Here is a 4,566-nt window from a genome sequence, read left to right as displayed (position 1 = left end):
TTGATAGTGAGCCCGTCTGTGATACCGTCACGGAAACGATCCTGACTTTTTAAAGCTGGGAAGCTGATCGTGAAAACTCACAGACGGGGAGGCTCGCTGTCAAGGGCAATCGGATAACATGATAAAAGGAACGACACCTTATAAATTTTGTCAAAAAAGGGGTTGCCATACCATAAAGCAACTATTGAAGAACGATTGTTTTTAATCAATGAAATCAGTAAGAAGGAAAAAAGTATTCATCAAATTGCAAAAGAACATGGTATTCGCCACGGAACTTTGGGAGATTAGTATAGAAAATATTTAGAATTTGGAGAAGAAGGTATTCGTCCATATAAAACGAAATACTTTTATACAGAACAAACTAAACGAGCCGCTGTTGAAGAGTTTATAGATGGTGCAAGCAAATATAGTATTATAAAAAAATACAATATTTCTTCTAAAGCAGTTCTCACGGGATGGATTAATAACTATAATGGAAAGAAAGCCTTAAAGAAAACAGGAAGGGGTCTTTCTACCATGTCAAGTAAACGTGCCTCAAAAAAGGTAACATTTCAAGAACGAATAGAGATAGTTGAGTTTACAATAGCTCATGAACTTGATTATCAGGCCGCTATTAAAAAATATGAGGTCTCTTATCAACAGGTTTATAACTGGGTTAAAAAATATGAAAAGTTTGGTATTGATAGTCTTCAAGATAGGCGTGGGCATAACAAATCAAAGGAAGAACTGTCTGAAATAGATAAACTTAAGTTAGAAAACAAGCAATTAAAAGCCCGTAATTTATATTTAGAAATGGAGAAAGATCTAGAAAAAAAGTTACAAGAGCTCAATCGAAGAAACAAGACTTTTCCTTAAACAGAAAAGCCCTGTACTATATCGCAATAAAAGAGCTCGTAGAAACTAAAAAGTATAAAGTCAATCAATTATGTAGCCTAGCCGGTGTTAGCACCAGTGGTTATTATAAATGGAAAAATAAAGTACCACAAGCTTATGAAATAGAAACAGAAAAATTGGCCAATGAAATCAAGAGAATATTTATAGAATCCGACTACACCTATGGTGTAGTTCGTATGCAAGTTGCGCTTAAAAGGGAATTAAACTTACAAATTAATATTAAAAAAATTCGTCGACTGATGCGGTTGATGAATTTATATCCTGAAATTAGGAGAAAGAGAGCTAATTGGATTAAAACAAAGCCAGATTATACTTACACAAACATCATTAATCGAGATTTCGTAGCTACAAAGCCAAATCAAAAATGGTTTACTGATATTAGTTATTTATTCTATGGCAAACATCAAAAAGCTTATATAAGTGCAATTATTGATAGATATGATATGAGTATTGTTTCTTATATAATTGGGAAAAGTAATAACAACGAATTGGTAATGAAAACTATAGAGCAAGGATTTAAAGACAATCCTAATACTTCGCCTATTATTCATAGTGATAGAGGATTTCAATATACTTCAAACTCATATAAACAGCTAAGTGAAAAATATAAGTTTGAAGTTAGTATTAATGACGGTTGTTTTTTTGTCTTTTTTAACAAGGTCAACAACCAACTTAATCAAAGCAATTGATTGAGGCTATGGAAATAAATATCAAAGCCGCTTATATTGATGAGCTTGTATCAGCGATTGAAAAGGGCGAAAAGCTGGCGGAATTAGAGCAGATTGTCACGAATATGGATGATATTTGATAGTTGAAAGAGGACTTTATAAATTTGTTTATTCTTGTTAGGTCCACCGTACACATGGTCTCTAAAACAGCTCGTTCAGTTGGAAAATGTTGCAGCAGAATTAGAAGAGCCCTGTTAAGTGTTGGAGATAGAGATTAGAAACGAAAACTTTGACTTTCTTAATAAAAATTCTCTATTCAAGTCTTAACAATCCTTCAGTTTTCTGGCCCTCGTCTTAAAAAATTCATAAGTATCGTCTAATTGATTAGCATAGCCTTCACACTTTAAAACCTCCCGAAAAATCATGATCACTTTTTCGCTATCATTTTCTTTCCCGTTAAGTAAATCATAAATCCCTTCTAAATAAACATAAAATAAGTTACAATGAATATTTTTCAAATCATTTTTCATGAAAACTTTTTCCCGATAACTCATGAGGATTTGTTTTGCCTTTTGAAGGTGATGTTTGACGAGTAGATTGAGACAAAAATGAAGCGAAACATCCCAACGCCAGTTATTGACTGATTGAGAGGCGTGTTTTTGTTTCAACAAATTTAACCCATAAAAAAGGGCTTCTTCCTCAGAAAATTCTTGGTAACAATAGGAGCTTAAGTATAATTCCATTGTGCCCCATTCTTCATTTGAACGTAAATAGGTCATGACGGGACTTATAGCCATATCGTATACGTCATAAAAAAGGATATCATAAAATCGTTTTGCCACAAGACCAAAATATAAAAATTTTTTATCGCCAGTTTCTTGATAATCGTAATCTAACTGCTTAATTATTTTTTTCAGCAGAAAAGAATCTCTGGCAATCACTGCGGTTTCTAAATCACTTTCTATCTGGTTTAGCCAAGTATCCAAAGTGCCGTCTGTCTCTTGGAAGAACTCATCTAAGGTCACATGTACCCTAGATAATAATAACAATAGGTTAGTGAGACTAACATCGCTTTCGCCACGTTCAAATTTTCTAAGAAACTGTGGGGAGACCAGACCATCTGCGACTTGTTTAGTGGGCATATTTTTTATTGTTCTAAATTTTTCAAAAATGGGGCCATAATCTGTCATCTATTTCTCCTGTCTTTTGAAATTATAGTTTCAAATCTGTCGTTTAATTTTATTTTTTTAGGCTATCAAAGTGTATTGAGCAGATAGGTTCAAAATGCTAGATTCACATGTGCTCGTGCTATAATTATAACAAAATATTTGAGGGAGTACTTATAGAAAATTAAAAAGGAGCAGATAAATATGGCAAAAGAAAAAGATATTATCAAAGAATTAAAGACTTTAGGATATGATCCGATTCCTAATTCATGTATTCTAGTGAGGTATGGAGACGGACAAGATGGTGTTTTATCGAAAGTTTTAAAAGTTTTGAGAAATGGGGTGACACCTGATCAACTGCTTTTTTTACAGATTTGTGCGAATGAACTCGTGTTAGTTCCCCTTGGATGGAAAAAACTTATAGACTCTGAGCAACTTATTGAAATTCCTTTAGAGGTTATCCAAACAGTCTCTGTTAAATCGGACGGCATTAATTATCGCATCACCATCAAGACAGCGGATGATTGGATTGCCTTGAATGCGCCAAAACCAGAATTTGAGTTCTTCAGAGGCAAAACCTTTGTTTTTGCTCAGGAGGATTTTTTTGGTCAGAAGAACTGGCATGTTGATAATTTTCAAAAAACCTTAAGAGCCTTAGAAGAGTTGCCGCGAAAGAAAAACATTTAATGAACGGGTTCTGTTGCAAAGTTCCAAAATTAAAAGCCTCTTACTTTTTTTAACGCTAAATTATGCTGGAATTCCTAACAGTACTTTAATTTCTGTACAGACTGAAAAGCCAAAAAGAGTGCCTTCTTTTTGGCTTTTCTTATATAGTCCTCGAATAGCTTCCATGCCTTTAATCGTGGTTGAGGCTGTTCGTAAGCTTCGATAGAATTTGTTCCGTCGCTTGATGGGCCGGTGATCTTGTTCAATGAGGTTATTCAGATACTTCACTGTCCGATGCTCGGTCTGTTGATAAAATCCGTATTTCTGACATTTTTTGAAGGCACTGGCAATAGAGGGAGCTTTATCAGTCACCAGAACCTTTGGTTCATCGAACTGTTTCACCAATCGCTTGAGAAAAGCATAAGCTGCTTGGGTATCGCGTTTTTTACGAAGCCAGATATCTAAAGTAAGACCATCCGCATCGATGGCACGATAAAGATAATGCCACTTTCCTTTGATTTTGATGTACGTTTCATCCATTTTCCACGAGTGAAAGGACTGTTTATTTTTCTTCTTCCAAATGTTATAGACCAATTTTCCATACTCTTGAACCCAACGATAAATGGTTGTGTGACACACATTAATGCCACGGTCGTCCAGTATTTCTTGGACTTCCCGATAATTAAGATTGTATCGAAGATAATAGCCTACAGCGACAATAATCACATCTTTCTGAAATTGCTTGCCTTTAAAATGGTTCATCTTCGTTCCTCCTAGTCTATATTAGACTAAGTTTACCCTAAAATAGATTAATTGGAAAACTTTGCAACAGAACCCTTGGCATGATACTCCGCCATAAACACCCAAACTGCAACAATGCCGGATAGTGCCACACATACAACGTCCCTAAAAAGCCGACAAAACTTACCAAAGACAGCCCATAAATCAAGCGTTTTGACAAAAATTTAAGCGCGAACACACTCATTAATAAGCTAGACAGTAAGCGGGTAATAATCGACCGTCTATTTTTCTCTAACACTTCCGAGTAAACTGTATCTAACAAGTTTATCGGAGGTGTTTTTTTGAATCAATCATCTAGTATCGTGCCAGTCGTCCTTAAGGACAACTCACCATCAAAAGCCCCTACCACGTCTGTCAAACCTAAACTAGCT

The 4,566-nt window shown here is 35.1% G+C and carries 6 protein-coding genes; 4 read left to right on the top strand and 2 right to left on the bottom strand.

The annotated features are described in order from the left end of the window. The first annotated feature begins 516 nt into the window (after window positions 1-516). The 3 genes from CBF27_RS13890 to CBF27_RS14520 are packed head-to-tail and all read left to right on the top strand — an operon-like array spanning window position 517 to window position 1,702. The gene (locus CBF27_RS13890; protein ID WP_126815298.1) at window positions 517-855 is read left to right on the top strand and encodes a helix-turn-helix domain-containing protein; all 339 of its coding nucleotides are present in this window, start codon (window positions 517-519) and stop codon (window positions 853-855) included. Further along, window positions 783-1,583 (top strand): IS3 family transposase, encoded by an 801-nt coding sequence (locus CBF27_RS13885; protein ID WP_126815297.1) that lies wholly within the window; start codon window positions 783-785, stop codon window positions 1,581-1,583. The genes CBF27_RS13890 and CBF27_RS13885 overlap by 73 nt, the downstream gene beginning before the upstream one ends. Further along, window positions 1,580-1,702 (top strand): hypothetical protein, encoded by a 123-nt coding sequence (locus CBF27_RS14520; RefSeq protein ID WP_281273712.1) that lies wholly within the window; start codon window positions 1,580-1,582, stop codon window positions 1,700-1,702. The genes CBF27_RS13885 and CBF27_RS14520 overlap by 4 nt, the downstream gene beginning before the upstream one ends. 183 nt (window positions 1,703-1,885) lie before the next feature. Here CBF27_RS14520 and CBF27_RS13880 read toward each other — a convergent pair whose 3' ends face one another. After that, on the bottom strand, window positions 1,886-2,752 hold the full coding sequence (locus CBF27_RS13880) for a hypothetical protein (RefSeq protein ID WP_126815296.1): 867 nt from the start codon (window positions 2,750-2,752) through the stop codon (window positions 1,886-1,888). Between the two features lie 180 nt (window positions 2,753-2,932). Between CBF27_RS13880 and CBF27_RS13875 the strand changes: the two genes are divergently transcribed. After that, entirely contained in the window at window positions 2,933-3,415 is a 483-nt protein-coding gene (locus CBF27_RS13875) for a hypothetical protein (protein WP_126815295.1), read from the top strand. Window positions 3,416-3,475: 60 nt separating this feature from the next. On the opposite strand, the gene CBF27_RS13870 is transcribed toward CBF27_RS13875, so the two are convergent. Beyond that, entirely contained in the window at window positions 3,476-4,156 is a 681-nt protein-coding gene (locus tag CBF27_RS13870; protein ID WP_126815294.1) for an IS6 family transposase, read from the bottom strand. Window positions 4,157-4,566: the final 410 nt, after the last annotated feature.

It is taken from the genome of Vagococcus acidifermentans, from assembly GCF_003987655.1.
Taxonomy (GTDB): Bacteria; Bacillota; Bacilli; order Lactobacillales; family Vagococcaceae; genus Vagococcus_B; species Vagococcus_B acidifermentans.
The sequence above is the reverse complement of the archived record's forward strand: the minus strand, read 5'-3'. Positions and strand labels throughout refer to the sequence as shown.

Coding starts and splice junctions, on each gene's coding strand:
- CBF27_RS13890 (WP_126815298.1), top strand. CDS start 517: ATGTCAAGTAAACGTGCCTCAAAAAAGGTAACATTTCAAGAACGAATA.
- CBF27_RS13880 (WP_126815296.1), bottom strand. CDS start 2,752: ATGACAGATTATGGCCCCATTTTTGAAAAATTTAGAACAATAAAAAAT.
- CBF27_RS13870 (WP_126815294.1), bottom strand. CDS start 4,156: ATGAACCATTTTAAAGGCAAGCAATTTCAGAAAGATGTGATTATTGTC.
- CBF27_RS13875 (WP_126815295.1), top strand. CDS start 2,933: ATGGCAAAAGAAAAAGATATTATCAAAGAATTAAAGACTTTAGGATAT.